Source organism: Pseudomonas sp. BNK-15, from assembly GCF_047456105.1.
Classification (GTDB): domain Bacteria; phylum Pseudomonadota; class Gammaproteobacteria; order Pseudomonadales; family Pseudomonadaceae; genus Aquipseudomonas; species Aquipseudomonas putida_E.
The window spans coordinates 4374948-4390511 of sequence record NZ_CP179898.1 but is presented as its reverse complement, the minus strand read 5'-3'; the positions used below and the strand labels follow the sequence as shown (position 1 = coordinate 4390511).

12 protein-coding genes are annotated in these 15564 nt (G+C 53.1%); 7 read left to right on the top strand and 5 right to left on the bottom strand.

What is annotated here, in order from left to right:
• The first annotated feature begins 35 nt into the window (after positions 1–35).
• Complete coding sequence (locus ACMGF5_RS20055; protein WP_414157126.1) at positions 36–1214, top strand: MFS transporter; 1179 nt, start codon at positions 36–38, stop codon at positions 1212–1214.
• Positions 1215–1229: 15 nt separating this feature from the next.
• On the opposite strand, the gene ACMGF5_RS20050 is transcribed toward ACMGF5_RS20055, so the two are convergent.
• On the bottom strand, positions 1230–1700 hold the full coding sequence (locus ACMGF5_RS20050) for an alpha/beta fold hydrolase (RefSeq protein ID WP_353506422.1): 471 nt from the start codon (positions 1698–1700) through the stop codon (positions 1230–1232).
• A gap of 709 nt (positions 1701–2409) precedes the next feature.
• On the opposite strand from ACMGF5_RS20050, the gene ACMGF5_RS20045 reads away from it, so the two are divergent.
• Complete coding sequence (locus ACMGF5_RS20045) at positions 2410–3429, top strand: IS30 family transposase (protein ID WP_237858433.1); 1020 nt, start codon at positions 2410–2412, stop codon at positions 3427–3429.
• Positions 3430–3706: 277 nt separating this feature from the next.
• On the opposite strand, the gene ACMGF5_RS20040 is transcribed toward ACMGF5_RS20045, so the two are convergent.
• The 3 genes from ACMGF5_RS20040 to ACMGF5_RS20030 form a co-directional block, all read right to left on the bottom strand.
• Positions 3707–4648, bottom strand: a complete 942-nt coding sequence (locus ACMGF5_RS20040; RefSeq protein WP_251962881.1) for a C-terminal binding protein — start codon at positions 4646–4648, stop codon at positions 3707–3709.
• Positions 4649–4722: 74 nt separating this feature from the next.
• Positions 4723–6198, bottom strand: coding sequence for an APC family permease (locus tag ACMGF5_RS20035; protein ID WP_182445288.1), 1476 nt, complete (start codon positions 6196–6198; stop codon positions 4723–4725).
• A gap of 235 nt (positions 6199–6433) precedes the next feature.
• Positions 6434–7966 carry an aldehyde dehydrogenase family protein gene (locus ACMGF5_RS20030; protein WP_182445286.1) on the bottom strand — a complete coding sequence of 511 codons (1533 nt, stop codon included), beginning with the start codon at positions 7964–7966 and terminating at the stop codon, positions 6434–6436.
• Between the two features lie 318 nt (positions 7967–8284).
• On the opposite strand from ACMGF5_RS20030, the gene ACMGF5_RS20025 reads away from it, so the two are divergent.
• From ACMGF5_RS20025 to ACMGF5_RS20015, 3 genes are all read left to right on the top strand, one after another.
• The gene (locus tag ACMGF5_RS20025) at positions 8285–9550 is read left to right on the top strand and encodes an aspartate aminotransferase family protein (protein ID WP_119688849.1); all 1266 of its coding nucleotides are present in this window, start codon (positions 8285–8287) and stop codon (positions 9548–9550) included.
• 124 nt (positions 9551–9674) lie between these two features.
• Entirely contained in the window at positions 9675–10796 is a 1122-nt protein-coding gene (locus ACMGF5_RS20020; RefSeq protein ID WP_119688848.1) for an LLM class flavin-dependent oxidoreductase, read from the top strand.
• A 169-nt stretch (positions 10797–10965) separates the two neighbouring features.
• Positions 10966–11850, top strand: coding sequence for a fumarylacetoacetate hydrolase family protein (locus ACMGF5_RS20015; protein WP_119688847.1), 885 nt, complete (start codon positions 10966–10968; stop codon positions 11848–11850).
• 155 nt (positions 11851–12005) lie between these two features.
• On the opposite strand, the gene ACMGF5_RS20010 is transcribed toward ACMGF5_RS20015, so the two are convergent.
• The gene (locus tag ACMGF5_RS20010) at positions 12006–12908 is read right to left on the bottom strand and encodes a phytanoyl-CoA dioxygenase family protein (protein WP_119688846.1); all 903 of its coding nucleotides are present in this window, start codon (positions 12906–12908) and stop codon (positions 12006–12008) included.
• A gap of 250 nt (positions 12909–13158) precedes the next feature.
• On the opposite strand from ACMGF5_RS20010, the gene ACMGF5_RS20005 reads away from it, so the two are divergent.
• On the top strand, positions 13159–13854 hold the full coding sequence (locus tag ACMGF5_RS20005; RefSeq protein ID WP_119688845.1) for a helix-turn-helix transcriptional regulator: 696 nt from the start codon (positions 13159–13161) through the stop codon (positions 13852–13854).
• Between the two features lie 205 nt (positions 13855–14059).
• Complete coding sequence (locus ACMGF5_RS20000) at positions 14060–15508, top strand: APC family permease (RefSeq protein ID WP_119688844.1); 1449 nt, start codon at positions 14060–14062, stop codon at positions 15506–15508.
• Positions 15509–15564: the final 56 nt, after the last annotated feature.

Sequence of the window (15564 nt, the reverse complement as noted above, 5' to 3'; positions counted from 1 at the left end):
TGCGGTTTTGCTCGTTACCTTGTGAGGTGTGTGCTTTGTCGATCTTCAGAAATCAAAAGGCCCTTGTAGAGCTCGCCCTGATTCTTGGCGTGTTTTCGCTATGTACTGGCGAATTTGCGGTAATGGGATTGCTCTCTAACCTGTCCGCCGCCTTTGCTAGGCCAGAAACAACCGTTGCACACCTAATCAGCGCTTACGCGCTGGGCGTAGTCATCGGCGCACCTATTATGGTGTTTGTTGGCGTCTACCTGAAAAAACGGAATCTGATCCTGTTCCTACTCGGGATCTACACCGTTTCTAACGCCCTCAGCCTGCTCGCACCGAACTATGAAACACTTTTGCTCTCACGCCTGATAGCAGGTTTCCCTCACGCGGCATACTTTGGCGTTGCCGCGACGATTGCTGCTTCGATGGCACCGTTTAACAAACGGGGAAAAGCGGTGAGTCGTATTTTGCTTGGCGTCACTGCAGCCATTTTGCTTGGAGCACCTGGGGCTACGTATCTTGGCCAGGCGCTCGGCTGGCGTTGGGTATTTGGCAGCATCACCATATTGAGCGTTCTGAGCCTGATCTTGCTCTACCGCCACGCCCCTAACGTGGAGAATGAAGCTCGGATGGATTTCAAGGCGGAGATCGCATCGTTCAAGAGCACCCAGGTATGGCTGGCTCTGGCTATTGGGGCCATCGGCTTCTCGGGCATGTTCGGGGTCTACAGCTACCTTGCACCAACCGTACTGCATGTCACCGGACTCGGCGAAAACTGGATTGCGCCGATGCTTGCGGTCTTTGGTATCGGAACCATGATCGGCAACCTTTCCGGTGGCTGGCTATATGATAAATACAAATTCCTCGCTGTAAACCAAGTGATGATCTTCAGTGTTGTCGCACTGTTTGCATTCCCTTTGCTATCGAAGTCGATGGCAGGGATCACGTTTGGCGCGCTAATGTTGGGCTGCATGGTGGCACTCACTCCCGCCCTTCAAATGAGGCTCATGGATGTCAGCAAACACGGCCAATCGTTGGTTGCTGCTTCGAACCATGCCGCCCTCAATTTTGCAAACGCGCTTGGCCCATGGATCTGTGGGCTCGCCATCAACGCCGGCTGGGGTTGGACTTCGACAGGCTACGTTGGTGCAGCAATGGCACTTGCAGGATGTCTGATTTACGGGGTCGCCAGGATACTTGAGAAAGGATCAACTGAAGCGGGGAAATAACCTGAGGATCGCGAGTCATGATCTGAGGTGCAAGTCGACCAAGGCCGAGATCTCATCGGCCTTGCTGCATCCCAAATCATGATCACCCCCAGGCAGGATATGCAGCTCTGACATAGGTATTAATGAGGCGAGCTTGCGTCCAACTGCCACCGGGCTGTAAGGGTCTTGGTCACCCCAGAGCAGTAAGGCTCGAGCGCGAAGGCGACTAATTTCCTCACTGAGGTCAGATGAGAAACGCGTAAACCAGTCAGGGAAAAAATACTGCCCCGCGAAGTCAGCTCGCCAGTCTCGAGCACTAAAAGCACTTATGTCAAGCCCCCCCGATGTCACTGCTAGTACCAAGTGAGAGACCTGGTCTGGCCGTGCATTGCCGGCTTGTACTGCCACCACACCACCCATGGATTGAGCTATCAGTGCAGTGGGTTTATCGATCAGTGATATAACCCTTTCGACGACATCAGAGAGCCCCTGAATTCCTGGGGGCATCGGGCACGCCTCAAATCCCGGATACCCGACAAAATCTCCTCTCCGGGACACTCCAACGCGTCAGCCAAAGGCTGCCAGAACTCAACTCGCCCCGATGCACCAGGCAAAAAAATCAGCTGCTCAATTCGAGGTATTTTCATCTTTCCACCACTCCATGTTGTGGGCCTCCTGCCCACACGCTAGACGCATGGAGCGAACAACAAATATTGAATGCCCTATCGTAGCCTAAAATATCGGATCACATAAAAGAAACCAGGGATTGGAATTTCCGTCCCCTGGCAAAATGTGAGTAAAGCGCAGTGTCTGCCTCACGCATGGCCATAACATCCGTGATCCAGTGCATAAAGCAAATTAAGAGTAAACGAACAAACTCAGAGCGAATGTATCAATTTGAACCGATTATCAAAAACCAAGCAGGCCCTAACCGGACAACCAAGCACTACTTGAAACAACGCTCTCGGCAATCACAACAAATAAAAAAGCATAGCAATCCTCCGCCGACCAATTAACAGAGAGCTTGCCATGCAAAGAGGGTGAACATATAAGCAGAGGCTTACTACACTCCAAGTTGACGATGAAAATCATGCCAACCTCCACCTATCTAATTCTATTTGGGCTTCAATATACCTAACCCCCCAGCAAAACACATTGACGAAAACATGAGGGGCGGTCTCAGTGACCAAGTGCAACACCCGAGGTAAGGTGCTGCATGACTACTCACTACACCCACTTGACCATCGAAGAGCGCGTAACGCTAATGATCATGCGTATGCAAGGCGCCTCGCTGCGAGCCATCGCCCAAGTTCTTGGGCGCCAACCCAGCACGCTGAGTCGAGAGGTGCGGCGCCAGTCGCAGCCTGGGCACTATGACGCCAGCACTGCCGGTGCTCGAGCCCGTGCCCTCAGACACGTCCCGAGGCGCAGCAAGCTTCTTGCCCCTGGTTCTGAACTGTTCCAGGTCGTACACAGCATGTTGGCCAAGGGCTGGTCTCCTCAGCAAATTGCCGCCAGACTCAAGGACTACTGGCCTGATAATCCTGAGCGGCATGTGAGTCACGAAACGATCTACCTGACAATCTATGCATACCCACGCGGCGAGCTTAAGCGTCAACTCATTGGTTACCTGCGCCAGGGCGGCAGCAAGCGGCGTACTCGCAGCACTGCGCCAGCTCGGCGCGAGCGCTATCCAGCTGAACAGAATATTCGCTACCGGCCTGAAGAGGTCGAAGGTCGACAAGTGCCAGGTCATTGGGAAAGCGACCTGATCATGGGCGCGAACAATCGCTCGGCAGTAGCGACGATGGTCGAGCGCACGAGCCGTTTCGTGATCCTGGCCAAGTTGGATGCGCCCACCGCAGACGCCGCGCTAGAGGGGATGACGCGAGAACTTTCGCGTATGGCACCGGCGCTGCTGAAAACCATGACCCATGACCAAGGCAGCGAGATGGCCAAGCATCAAGAGCTGACAGCTCGTACGGGAATGAAGATCTACTTCGCTGACCCGCACAGCCCTTGGCAAAGAGGCAGCAACGAGAACACGAACGGCCTGCTCCGGCAGTACTTACCCAAGGGCACCGATTTGTCGCTGGTTAGCCAGGAGCGGCTGGACGAGATTGCCGACTTGCTCAACACCCGACCTCGTCAGACATTGGGCTGGAAATTCCCTGTTGAAGTGTTGACGGATCATCTGCAACTGCTGGCAACCAATCGGCTCAACACTATCAACTGAGTGTTGCACTTGGAACCTGAGGCCGCCAGGCACTGCGCTCAAACTCAGGACGACAACTCATTATGCGCGCCTTTTGAGTTCCGATCTGTCCCAACATCGGCGAGACTCAAACATATTGAGGGCAAAGGAAATATGATAAACATGGGAATTCCATGCCTTTGACTTACCAGAAGTGAACATCAGCTCTAGGAACCAAGACTTATGTTACGTCAGACCTAGTAATGAAAGTCGCCTCCACGAAGGCGCGATGAGCTAACAACGCGCCTCCTCCAGAGAATCAGCTGACAACGTCGGGAAGCTGCTCGCCGGTCAGGGCACGACGAGCCCGGTCAATTGCGCCATCTTGAAGCGCACCGATCGAGGTAGTGGATCGCCAAGCGATGTGCGGAGTGATGATAAGGTTCGGTGCGCCACGCAGAGGGTTATCTTGTGGCAGCGGTTCTTTCGCAAACACATCCAACGCGGCACCAGCGATCTCACCTGTGCGCAGAGCATGGGCCAAAGCTGCCTCATCAATCAGACCGCCGCGCGACACGTTCACGATCACGGCGTTGTTACGCATACGTTTCAACACATCAGCGTTGATCATGTCGCGCGTGTCAGCATTCAGGGGCAAATGCAGCGAGACAACATCAGACTGTTCAAGAATGTCCTGCAGCGATGCCTGAGGGTAATCGTCGAACTTAGCGAAAGGATCGTAGGCTTTGACTTTTACGCCCAAGGCGGCCCACCATTTGGCAGTCAGGCGCCCGATCCGACCCATACCGACAATACCCACTTCCAGGTTGGCGAACTTTGGGGTGTCGTAAGCAATCGTTCCTGCCCAGCCGTTGTTCTCGATCGAAGCCTGGCCATGTGGCAAGCGGCGAGCCAAAGCTACACCCATTGCCAGCGCATGGGCTGCAACCTCTTCTGAAGAAGCGTCAGGGACGATTGAGACTGGCACACCAACCTTTGCAGCAGCTTTGACATCGATGTTGTCGTACCCGATGCCATATCGAACGACGGCTTTGCAGCGCGTCATCTGTGCGAACTCAGCCTCGGTCACCTTGCCGTAAGGTGTGACCATGACGACTTCAGCGTCCGCCATTCCAGCAGTAAAAGCTTGTTGATCAGCAGCAGCCACAAGCTTCATGCCAAACTCTTCAGCAAGTTTGTGCTCACGCTCAAGATGAGGAAATTGGTGAGGAGCGATCAAAAGAGTGCCGCGGGCAGACATAATATGCACCTGTTATCAGAGGAAAAATAAGGTAAATCTCCCTGAGCCAATTCTCAGGGAGCTGGAAATTTTAATCAGTCGACTCGACGACCAATTCGCTCGTAGATGGGAGAACCACGAACTTTAAGCACAAAAGCAAGGACAATACCCAAACCGATTGCGGCATAGGTCATCGCAACCAGCGACCAAAGAACCGCAGGGGGAGCATCAATCAGAAGCTCAATATTACGAGTGGCTGTTACGAGGACAGCACCAATGCCAATGGCGGCGACCAGGGGAGCAACAAAGGTCTTCCAGAAGCCGCCCGCCTGATCCTTCCTTCGGAAAAAGATCAACACTGCCACAGAGGTCAAGAAAAGCAGCTGGAGCATTCCATAAAACGCAATACCGCCAGCAGCCCCGTAAAGCGCAGTTTCCTTGGTTCCTGTAAGTACCAAAATAAGAATCGCGGCCAGGATCACAGCACCGACAACCACCGCGGATACATACGGCGAACCATGCTTTGAATGCACTGTTGCTAGGGCCCGTGGGAATATTCCGTCTACACTCAAGGAGTGTGTATATCGTGACAAAATATTCTGGAGAGAAAGAGAACCCGCAAACATGCTGGTCAGCAAAAGCACACTCACAATCTGGTTAGCCATCGCGCCAAAATACTTAAGTATCGCATCTGGCATCATGCCAGCGGGGTTAGCTTGAGCATTCGCGACTGCGTTTGAGGCTCCTGCGGAAATGATCAGGGTGTATGAGGAAATTGCATAGAATATACCGAGGAACAAAATAGCGAGATACGTTGCTCGCGGAATGGTATTGACCGGATCACGCACTTCATCTCTATAGATCGCGGTAGCTTCAAAGCCATTGAACAAGCCTACACAGAACAACAGCAGCAACCCAACTTTTGGTTCAATTAAGCTCGTTGGCGTCCAAGGTACAAAAGTATGCCCTTCGGGGCCACCATTAAACAACACAACCGTGTCAAATATAATGATTGCAATGATTTCTAGCACCAGCAGCCGAGAAAGAATTTTTGCTGAGAATTCGACATTGAAGTAACTCATGATCCATACGGCCGTGAGCATCAAGATCGACCACACCCACCATGGGGTTCCGCTATCAATGGAGAAGCTTGCAAGAAAATTATTTACTGCCAACCCAGCCAGTACAATAGCTGAAACGATATTGAAGCTATAGGTAATAAGTGCAAGGAACGAGGCGCCCAACCCGATTTTCTTGCCAAGACCTTCTGTGATGTAAGTATAGAATGCACCTGGGCGTGGCACTCGACGCGTCATATTAGTAAAGCCGAGTGCGAATAGCATCATAAGCACGGTAGCGCCGAGAAACGCAATCGGCACGCCAATACCGAAGCTAATATTATACGACAGAAAACCGAACACCACTCCCAATGGGGCGCTGAATGCCAGCACCGTAAAGAGCAAATCAAAAGTGCCCATATTACCCTTGAGCTTGAAATCAGTTTGAGGTGCATCCGTCACCAGTTCAGACAACTCCCCTGTCTGTTGTGAATGGTTCAGCACTGAGCTCATCTTCATTTACCTGTGAGAGTTTTTGTCACTTCGCCTTCAGACGAAGCATTTTTTGGCAGGAAAACTATTCAGGGAGGCCTATCTCGCACGCAGGCCTATGACTTATTATTGTTTCATCCTGAAGGCCTCACGAGAGCGGCATTCTCGCCAGCCTTGAAACTCTCTCGATCGCAACAAAGAGAGAGTGAGCTAGTTTCAGCCCGGGTGGAAGCCCTCCTTTCACCCGGGGTTGTGGTTACTCGCCGAGCAGCGACTCCAGCGCCGCTACGGTTTTACGGCTTTGCTGACGAGCAAACTGCTGGACATACCACTTGCCGAGGGCCTGCCTGCCAGTGGAACCACTCGCTTTCCAGCCACCGAAGGCTTGTGGGCCCGGCCACCAGCCGGTGGTCGCGTGACCAGGAACGTTCACGTTCACACAGCCAGCTTCGATCTCACGCAAGAAGGTGCGTGCTTCTTCGATGTCGCCGGTGTAGATACCAGCAGTCAGGCCCATCGAGGTTGCGTTCGCAGCAGCCAATGCGGACACAAAGTCTGGAACCACGCTGATCGATACCAGCGGCAGGAAGTACTCGGTGACAGCGAGCTCATGATCGACTGGAACGCCCGATATCACCGTAGCGTCAACGAAATAACCATCGAGATTCAGAACGTCACCGCCGTCAACGCGGAAACCACCCTTCCTCGCCTGCGCCACGACGTTCTCGAAACGCTGCACGGCCCGGCGCTCAACAACGGGGCCACCGAAGCTACCCTCTACGACAGGGTCAGCAATCTTCAGCTTCGCGCGACGTTCTGCTACCAACTCAACCAGTCGGTCGTAGGCTTTCGGAGTAGCGATTACGCGAGACAAAGCACTGCACTTCTGACCTACCAGATCGAACGCTGAGAACACGATACCATCAGCCGCCATTTCAAGGTCTGCAGTGTCAGTCACGATGACCGGGTTCTTACCCCCCATCTCAGCAATGACAGGACGCGGGTAAGCACCGTTGCTGAACTGACGAATGATTTCCTGACCAACCGACACCGAACCAGTGAAGGACATGCCATCAACGTTGCTCGCTACCAACGCGCGACCAGGCTCATCTGCACCATGGATGATGTTTACCAGCCCAACAGGAAGATCCATCGCTGCACACATTTCGTAGACAGCATGGCAAGACCAAGGGCCATGGTGACTGGATTTGATCACCATGCCATTGCCGGCAATGATCGCAGCAATCGTTGGGCCTGCAGCTTGCACGATGGGATAGTTGAACGGAGTGATGAAACCGAACACACCATAGGGGCGAAGCATCGATGCGTTAACCAGACCGGATGGATCTTCCTCGCGCTCATCCTCGAAAGCGCCTGGCTGGCTCGCGTACTGAACGTAGTACTTGAGCATTTCCAGGACTTCCAAGGGCTCTGCACGTGCACCGGACTGCGTCTTGCCGATTTCAACTGCTACTCGGACAGTCCAGTCGTCAACCTTGCTTTTAACGTAGTCGTAGGCCTTGGCTACACGAGCAAGACGTTCGTGCAAAGGAACTTTGACCCATTCGCGCTGAGCTTCACGGCTCTTTTGAACAGCGAGATTTACAAGATCGGCTGGAGCATCGTGGCAACCAGACACGATGATCGAAGGCTGGGCTGGATCTTCCCGCTGAATGAGATCGCCATGGTAGTACTCTTTACCAGCAATCACGTGCGGCACGATCACCGGCCGGCGTTGACGTTGAGCCAATACGGCTTCAGCAAAATCTTTATGGTTAGCAGTAGACATCATATTCCTCGTACCAGTCAGGTGACACTCGGTCGAGTGCTCGCTTCGTGGACTAGGCTAACCTCGGACACTTATTGCAACTGTGCCAACCTGATACACGCCCTCAAGTCCTTGTTATTGCATAGGCATTTCAGCTCAACCCTCTCTAGCACGCAGAAAAAGAAGCGCCCTTCCTCGCTCCCAGCATCTAACTAGAAAGCGATGCCACGCCCTCTCCTCTCTTGTCCCAAGTCGGCACAGTTTGCCCTCCAATCCCAGCGATAGGCTAAGCCCACGATGTCGACCCAACAGGTCATTCTTCCCGGAGACAGGCGCAACATGGCGATCGAAAACAAAAGCGACCAAGCTCGCAAAGTGAATGAGGATCCAAACATCCGTCGGGGTGCGAAGGGCCTTCCTCTCCTTCCTGGTGGCTTTGGCCGATCCACCTACTACACTGGCGCTCCCACGCCTTACGCCGTGCGCGGCGAAGGCTACAAGGTATGGGATGACCGGGGTCGTGAGTTGATCGACGCCAACAATAACTTCACCACCTTGATCCACGGTAATGCACACCCGCAGCTGGTTGAAGCGGCCACCCGTGCGATCAAATCCGGTAGTTGCTGGGGCATTCCGAACACCCACGAATGGGATCACGCGGAGCTGCTGCTCGCCCGCCTGCCTGGCCTTGATCAAGTACGCTACAGCAACTCTGGTACCGAAGCAGTCATGACCGCTGTGCGTGTTGCTCGTGGCGCCACTGGGCGTGACGGCGTGATCATGATGAAGAATGGCTACCACGGGTCTTCCGACCTGGCGCTCAGCACCGGTGGCCCACAATACCGTCGCGGTATTCCTGAAGGCGTTACCAAAGATGTAACCCTCATCGATTTGAACGATCTGGTGGCCCTTGAGGAAGCTGTATCCTCGAAACCTAGCTACTACGCAGCCATCATCATTGATGTCCTGCCGAACCGCGCAGGCCTGATCCCCGCTGAGCAGCAGTTCGTTCGCGGTGCTCGCGACCTTGCGACGCGTTATGGCATCGCTCTGATCATCGACGAAGTCATCAGCTTCCGCTTGGGTTACAACGGTGCATGCGCCGAGTATGGCGTGGTTCCAGACCTGCTAACCACCGGTAAATTGATTGGTGGTGGCTTCCCGGTTGGTGCGTTCGCTGGCCGCGAAGAACTGATGCGCCACCTTGACCCCCTGGGGCCGAACCCGTTGCCTCAGGCAGGCACCTTCTCGGGTAACCCGGTCAGCATGGCAGCAGGTGCGGAATCTCTGCGCCTACTCACTCCTGAAGTCATCAGCACAATGAACAACTTGGGCAACAACGCTCGCTTATCGATTGCTGAGCGCGTTGCATCCGTCGGCTGGGAAGTACGAGGAAAAGGTTCGCTTCTGCGTCCATTCCCAAAAGCCGCCGGCGCATACACCACCGAGATGCAACACAAACTTTGGTGGGCCGCATATGAGCGAGGCGTATTGCTCTCCCCGGCCAACTTGGTAGCCCTTTCGTCGCCAATGACGACGCAGGTTGTAGCTGATATGGCCGAACGACTGACCGACGCAATTATCGCCGTCGCCAGCGTCGATTAATAACATTCGTACATCCCGGCCTTTCACTGGGCTGAATACGGCGGGTTGCAATTTCACTGCATCGCCAAGTTGCATTGCAACCCGCCGCTTTTAAATCACAAATACAACTTTGTTGGAGGTTCTCATGGATATCGGTATGTTTTTGGTGCCATTCCGTCTGCCACAAACCAGCCTGAAAGATGGCTATGACTGGGATATGCAAGTTATCCGCTGGGCTGATGAATTTGGTCTTTCGGAAGTTTGGGTCGCAGAACACAGCACCATGCGTTGGGAGCCTGTGTGCAGCCCTGAGCTCTATCTGGCCGCCGCACTCGCCCAAACCAAGCAGATCAAGCTGTGCACCGGCGCTAACGTCCCGGCGCACCACAACCCGGTCGCTCTGGCTCACCGCCTGATGCAGCTCGATCACATGTGCCAAGGCCGCCTGATCGTTGGCCTGGGTGCCGGCGCCTATCCGTCCGACCATAAAATTCACGGGAACTCCAATCCACCTGAAAAGATGGCTGAAGCCGTGGACATCATGCGTAAGATTTGGGAAACCAAGGGCCCCTTCAAGTACGAAGGCAAGTACTGGCAGTTTGAAATCCCTGAGTACGACCCAGTACAACAGGGCCCGTTCTTCGAACCGTTCCAACAGCCTGGCCCACCCCTGGCCATGGCGGGTCTCAGCCCAGCATCCCGCACCCTCACTGAGGCCGGTCGCAACGGCTACCTGCCAATGAGCTTCAACGTGGGTCGTGAATACCTGGCCGGTCACTGGTACCGCTACATGCAGGGCGCCGAAGCCGCAGGCCATCAGGCCGACCGCAACCAATGGCGCGTAGCGCACAACATTCTGGTTGCCGACACCGATGAAGAAGCAATCGATCTGGCCGTCAATGGCGCCATGGGCCAAACCTACCGCGAGTGGCTGCTGCCAGGCTACGAGCGAGGCGGCTTCCTGCCAGTGATGGTGCCTGAGCTGGGCAAAGTCACCGCTGCTGATATCGACATCGAGTACCTTGCTCGTGAGAAGTGGCTGGTCGGCTCCCCTGACACCGTGATCAAGAAGCTGCAACGCGATCTCGACGCATCGGGCGGCTTCGGCACTCTGATCCACTTCGCGTTTGACTACCTGGATCAACGTGAACAGTACCGCCGTCACTTCGAACTGCTGGGTACTGAAGTCATCCCACGCATCAAAGGTCTTAAGCACAAGACCGAGACCTTGGCTGAGCTCAAGCGCCCTGCCGACGTTAAAGACTAAGCACTAAGGCTAACCGGATGATTGGGATCGATCATCCGGAAAGGCTTTATCCGTGGCTAAACCATCTCGCGGGCGCTGCGTTGAAACCGATACCGATCCAGACCAGCACTCTCGAGAACGTGGACGTGTGATTTAGGCCACCACCGCAATCTATTCGATAGGCAGAACAATGAAACTCGTCAGCTACGAAAATCAAGGCAAGCTCCAGCCTGGTCTCCTCATCAACGATCAAATATTTGATACCGCCAAACTGCTTTCTGCCATTGGCGAGAAAGACGTCACCGATCTGACCAACCGCAAGCTTCTGGAAAGCTGGCAGGGCAAACTTGCGAACCTTGAAGACTCGCTGATCAGCGCTGCGAAAGCTCGTCCTGATACCTCGGTTGGCACCCTTGCGCAGGTGCGCCTGGGCCCACCGCTGCATGATTCCCACAAAGTACTGTGCGTCGGCCTCAACTACCGTGATCACGTTGCAGAAACTGGTCGTAAACTGCCGACCGCACCCGACATCTTCTGCAAGTTCAACACCTCGCTCATTGGCCCTGCAGACGACATTGCCTGCTCGAAGCTGACCCCTAACCTGGACTTCGAAGGCGAACTGGCTATCGTCATCGGCAAATCATGCCGCAACGTGTCGGCTGAGGATGCCCTGAACTACGTCGCTGGCCTGACCGTTTTCAACGACACCTCCGCTCGTGACCTGCAACTGCGAGGTACTCAGTGGACGCCAGGTAAAGCCATCGATGGCTCAACCCCATGCGGCCCAGCCTTGGTGACTCTGAACGAAATCAGCAACCCGCAGAATCTGGACATTCAGACTCGCGTCAATGGCAACGTGATGCAGTCGTCGAACACCAGCTATCAGATCTTCACCATCGCTGATGTCGTAGCCTTCGTCTCGACATTCCTTGAGCTGTCCCCTGGCGACATCATCGCCACCGGCACTCCAGAAGGCATCGGCAGCAAGCGCACGCCTCCGGTTTGGCTGCAACCTGGTGATGTGGTCGAGATCGAGATCAGTGAAGTTGGCAAACTGCGCAACGTCGTTCGCTAACTCACTTACGCTCGATGAGAGCCCAAGCTTAAGCTTGGGCTTTTTGCTTTGAAAGCGGAAAAGTTGACAGGTGTAGATAGCAAAAATTTGGAGGCATATGCCCCCAAATTTTTTCAACTCGCGGTGGCCATTGTTCACCCGTACAGCCACGCCCCTCATTTTTTGACGTAGCTATACACACTGCGCGCAATGTTGGAAAAGTGCGAACTTTTCTCCAACAACTCCATAAAGAACGTCTGATCAAAGGGCTCCTCAGGATAGAGTGCCACCCGTGGATCCTCGTACTCACGTACGTACCCTACACTGGCCCCACCCATTTCATATCCAATCAAACGCTGTAAGTCTGCAGGGAATGTCTTTGCCACCTCAAGCGGAATGGAGAGATATTGGTTTTCCTCCTGCCGCACCCAGCCCACACAATAATCGATATTGAGTGCACGACGGCTGGCTCGCGACTTGTTCTCACCGCCACCATGAATCGTTTTGCCCGTATACACCAAAACAGATCCTTTTTTCATTTCTGCTGCAAGGGTGTCGGCCTGGGTGAAACCAAGAGGAAGCAAATTGTGTTTGTGACTACCAGGAATAACACGGGTGGCGCCGTTTTCTTCCGTGAAATCATCCAAAGCCCAGATGGTGCTAACTTCAATATGGAAATTCACCGGAAAGTGATCGTACCAATCCCAAGCGCCTTCGTCTCTATGAAGGAATTGGGCTTTTTGCCCAGGGTCAATGCAAATCACCTGCGTCAGATTCAACTGCACTGCTGAAGCGTTCCTACCTAGGAATTGCCTTGTCGCCCCGAGCACGGTTGGATGCATCACCATGGCGTGAGACGCCCAGGCGCGGGCAGGCACAGCGCCGCAACGGCGAGTGAGCGTGCCAACCGCATTGTTCTCGCCTTCCGGGGTGCGCTCCAGATAGGGCTGAATTTGGTCATTTACAGCATCAATAACCTCATCACTAACTGCATTATCAATGATGCAGTATCCATCTGAGTCAAGGCATGCAATGACCTCTTCGATGGAACAGTTGCTTGGGAGATGGATCAAGGACATATACCCTCCAAAAAAAACCAAAGACACTGACTTTCACATTGAAAGCTCTCAGGCACGCTATCGAATTATGAAACCAGGCACATCAACCTTAAGGATGAGCACTTAACAATCGCTTCGAAAACAGTGGCATGCATTGTGCTAAGGGCTTGGAGAGTGCTTGACTGCTCACTCAGCAGCTTGATCTGCACCATAAAATGGCGAGAGTAAAAACCACGCTATATTTTTGTTCACCGAAACACGAGGCGTTATTATGTATACCACAGAGTTAAGCAGCAAATGTCATGACTATGCGAGGAACACTACCGCCTTCCTGAAAAACACGACCGGTTGTTCGGCAGTGGTGTTCACCTGGTATCAAGGCGACTCAAGCCAGCCACCGCATTTCCAACTGGGTGCAGATGAGCGCATGATTACCGAGTATTATGATACCTACTACGAAGCCGACCCGCTCCGCGCCGACCGCCTTATTCAGAGCGAGACTTATTACGAGACGCTGTCTAATGCGAGAGAGAGACATGATGAGAACTTACTAGAGAGATACTACCCCTTTCTTCGAAAATACAAAATCCAGGAGGAACTCGACTTGTTGTTTTGTGCGGGCGGAACTCCGGTTGCGTCAGCTGCATTACTTATGCAAGACGAAAAAACTGAAAGTCTACGAAATGGTGACCTACAGGAAGCGCACAGATACCTGCAGTATACTTTCTCAATACTGCCAGCGGTTAGGCTAATTGAGCTCAACACCGAATTGGAAAGCCGTTACAAACTTACCCCAAAAGAGCGTGCAGTCGCTGAACTCTTACTCGCAGGCGAGTCAAACAAGTCCATTGCGGCGCTACTGGGTATGGAGCTACCAACGACCAAAACCCATGTGCTACACATTTTCGAAAAACTTCAAGTAGAAAGCAGGGCAAAAGTGATATCCCTTTTGGCCGGCATCCGCTAGATGCTACGCGCCCAAACGCCCCTTGATGAGCCCTAGCAGGAGCCTTTACCCCAGACCCCTCTAATACCTTTGGTTGATGCGAACCGGTGACAGATCAGAGATAGTCGTGAAACGGCATGATGAGGCGCTAAAAAAACATTATAAGTAAGCGACCCACTTCACATGCAGAAACTGCCGCCCAACGTCTATTACCTATGGTGATGCAATGAAAAACTTAGACGAGGCAGCAAAGCCTTCGCGCGCCTCCAGCAGTGATTGCTCTGAATTCGCTCCAGGCACACAGGCCCTGAAAGGAAAAATGAGCGGATGGGAGCTTCTTTTCTCAGTACTTGCATTTGCAGCCCCCGTCACCTCAGTAAGCAGCTTAATACCCTTCGTGATTCAAGGCGGGGGGATTGGAGCGCCACTGTTGATCTTGGCAGCCACCGTTTTGATGCTAGCCTTCAGCATCGGCTTCGTTGCCATGTCAAAACACGTAACGAAACCCGGGGCATTTTATGCCTATGTCGTTGAAGCGTGCGGCGTTAGGATTGGACAAGGAACAGCATTCGTTGCTGTCTTCGCTTATTTCACGCTTGGTTTTTGTACTATCGCATTAGTCGGCCCTGTTATTTCTAACTTCCTATCTGATGTTTTCAAGCTCACTAATGTACCTTGGTACGTAGGGAGCTTTATTGCTTTTGGCATAACCGGCACGCTAGCCTACCTGCGCATCGACCTCTCCGCTAAAGTACTGACCCTCGTCATGTTTACGGAGATAGGCGTCGTGCTCCTATTTAATTTTATAGTACCTATATCGACTGACAGCCAGCACCTATCCTTCGCACCGCTTTCGCCCACGCATTTTCTTGACGGCAACTTCACCGTAGCGTTCCTGTACAGCATCATAATATTCATCGGTTTCGAATCCACGGCTGTCTATCGAGACGAAGTAAAGAACCCCGAAAGATCGATACCTATCATTACTTACTGCGCCGTGCTCTTCATTGGAATTTTCTACGCCTTCAGCGCCTGGATGACAATCACAGCTTACGGTATCGACGATGTCATGGCTGCTGCTGACAAGGACGCTGCCAGCCTATTCATGAACGCCATGGCTAACTATTTGGGCAAAACCAGCGTAGTCATCACGCGAGGCATCCTGATTATTTCCGCCATCGCTTGCCTGCTTTCAGCGCACAATGCTCTCGCACGGTACATACATTCGCTCAGTCGCAACGGTGCGATTCCACCGACATTCTCTAAAATCCATCCAAAACATAAATCACCGTACATTGCCAGCTTTACGTGCACCCTTGGGTGGGCCGTGGCCACTTTAGCCTTCATCAATTCAGATCCTCATGTACTCTATGCCAGAGTTGGCGGCGTGGGCACCTATGCAATGCTTATCTTAATGTCACTGACCGCCATTGCAGTATTGTATTTCTTTCTTCGACGAAAACAGTTTGGTTTCAAGATCACGGCTTGCCCTCTTGTCGCCGTGGCTGGGATTTTGAGCTTCACAGTGCTTACCACAATAAATTTCCACTACCTCACGGGTGGCGAACCCGGCTCTGGAGTATGGCTACAGATGATTATCGTCGTCATGTTTGCCTATGGTTACCTTTCAGCATCGCTGAAGCCACAGCCAGCCCTGATGATGACATCTGACTAACAGACAAATTCATCTTACTCGTTAATTGAGAACGAACGCCTCGACTGCCCATGACA

Bases quoted from the DNA above. Each gene is read 5' to 3' on its own strand.
- ACMGF5_RS20020 (WP_119688848.1), top strand. From the start codon at position 9,675: ATGGATATCGGTATGTTTTTGGTGCCATTCCGTCTGCCACAAACCAGC.
- ACMGF5_RS20030 (WP_182445286.1), bottom strand. From the start codon at position 7,966: ATGTCTACTGCTAACCATAAAGATTTTGCTGAAGCCGTATTGGCTCAA.
- ACMGF5_RS20000 (WP_119688844.1), top strand. From the start codon at position 14,060: ATGAAAAACTTAGACGAGGCAGCAAAGCCTTCGCGCGCCTCCAGCAGT.
- ACMGF5_RS20040 (WP_251962881.1), bottom strand. From the start codon at position 4,648: ATGTCTGCCCGCGGCACTCTTTTGATCGCTCCTCACCAATTTCCTCAT.
- ACMGF5_RS20015 (WP_119688847.1), top strand. From the start codon at position 10,966: ATGAAACTCGTCAGCTACGAAAATCAAGGCAAGCTCCAGCCTGGTCTC.
- ACMGF5_RS20045 (WP_237858433.1), top strand. From the start codon at position 2,410: ATGACTACTCACTACACCCACTTGACCATCGAAGAGCGCGTAACGCTA.
- ACMGF5_RS20010 (WP_119688846.1), bottom strand. From the start codon at position 12,908: ATGTCCTTGATCCATCTCCCAAGCAACTGTTCCATCGAAGAGGTCATT.
- ACMGF5_RS20025 (WP_119688849.1), top strand. From the start codon at position 8,285: ATGGCGATCGAAAACAAAAGCGACCAAGCTCGCAAAGTGAATGAGGAT.
- ACMGF5_RS20005 (WP_119688845.1), top strand. From the start codon at position 13,159: ATGTATACCACAGAGTTAAGCAGCAAATGTCATGACTATGCGAGGAAC.
- ACMGF5_RS20035 (WP_182445288.1), bottom strand. From the start codon at position 6,198: ATGAGCTCAGTGCTGAACCATTCACAACAGACAGGGGAGTTGTCTGAA.
- ACMGF5_RS20050 (WP_353506422.1), bottom strand. From the start codon at position 1,700: ATGCCCCCAGGAATTCAGGGGCTCTCTGATGTCGTCGAAAGGGTTATA.